This window comes from Microcystis sp. M53603_WE2 (assembly GCF_030065435.1).
Window position 1 is genome coordinate 1 of sequence record NZ_JASJFF010000509.1, and the last position, 1,435, is coordinate 1,435.

At 36.0% G+C, this 1,435-nt stretch carries 1 protein-coding gene and 1 pseudogene; both read left to right on the plus strand.

Annotated elements, in window-relative coordinates; translation table 11 throughout:
* Positions 1 to 167: 167 nt before the first annotated feature.
* Positions 168 to 642, plus strand: a pseudogene (locus PX481_RS10595) (IS1634 family transposase); the annotation flags it as partial.
* Between the two features lie 701 nt (positions 643 to 1,343).
* A partial coding sequence (locus PX481_RS10600) for a helix-turn-helix domain-containing protein (RefSeq protein ID WP_194033543.1) occupies positions 1,344 to 1,435 on the plus strand: 92 nt, incomplete at its 3' end.

Genomic DNA, 1,435 nt, shown 5'->3' on the forward strand with positions numbered 1-1,435 from the left:
ATGCCCCCCTATCGAACCATAACAAGTAACGAAGAGCCGAAATTATGGCTCTTCTGGTTTCTGTGTGGAGGGAAGAAGAATAGGGATAATTTTATAGAAATATAGTCTTCAAAGCCTTGCCTAGCAAGACTCCTACGAATGATAATCAGTGCTTATCACACAAAGTAGAGAAGAGCCAAATTATTAAAGCCGAAACAGAAAGAGCAGGAAGATTTATTATCGCCTGTTCTCGACAAGGAAAACCTATCGGCGGAAGAAATGCTTGATGAATATAAAGCACAACAATCTTGTGAACGAGGATTTAGATTCATTAAAGACCCCTTATTTCTAGCAGATAGTGTCTTGGTGAAAACCCCAAAAAGGATAGAAACAATGGTTTTTTTAATGGGAATATGCTTATTAGTATATAGTCTGGGACAAAGAATGTTAAGAGGGGAACTACAAAGGAAAGGTGGAAAAGTCAAAAATAAACTTGGTAAAGCCACAGATAAACCAACTTTAAGATGGATATTTCAGATTTTACAGGGGATTCATTTAGTCAAGATTAATGCTCAAAGCCACATCAGTAATTTAACTGAGGAGATTCTTGATATTCTTGAATATTTTTCGATTTATTGCCAAAATTACTACCAAGTAAGTTGAGAATCAAATTGAGCAAATTCAGTTTAAGTCAATCCCAGAAAAAACTTTTTCCCCGAAAAGTGTCCAATAAATTAGGCCACTTTAGTTTAACCATGTCTAACTTGAGCGATCCTTGCTTCTGTCAAATTATTCTTGGTGAAGTCAGATGTAAAAATTCTCTAATGTCAACAAATTTTGTCGGTTCAATCAGTTTTTCTTGGTGGCGTTATTGCGACTTAATCATAAAGTGCGGAATGTGGGTTTTAATCTCTAGTGATATCCAATCCTGTAGGGTGCGTTACATTTCATTAACGCACCTTATTACTGTTTTGAATGCAGTTCCAAATTTTCAGTTGTTAAAAAGTATTTGTCAAATGATGATGAACTTTAACGAATCAAAGTAATAGTAATTCCCAGAGATAAACTGGTCCATACTTTGTCTGCTGTTAACACAGGTAAATTCAAGCGTTTACCTAAAGCAAGACAAGCACGATCTCCTAAGGATAATCCTGCACTTTTAGTTAAAACTCGAAATTTAGCTATAGTTATAGCATCTTCCTCATTGCAAGCAATAATTTCTAGACTATTTTGTAATAATCCTTCGCCAATTCAAAAATGAAACGCATCAACCTCAAGAGTTGACAAAGAAAGGCTCATCAGGTACTGTCTGATCATTAACAAAAACAAATCAGACCCAAAAACGAAGCCCCCAACATCTTAACATAGAACAAAGAAACTTGCTCTACCAACTTAGTCAGGAGGGAAATTTATCTCAACGGCAAATGGCCGTCTGGCTCGGATGTCATCAAAGCAC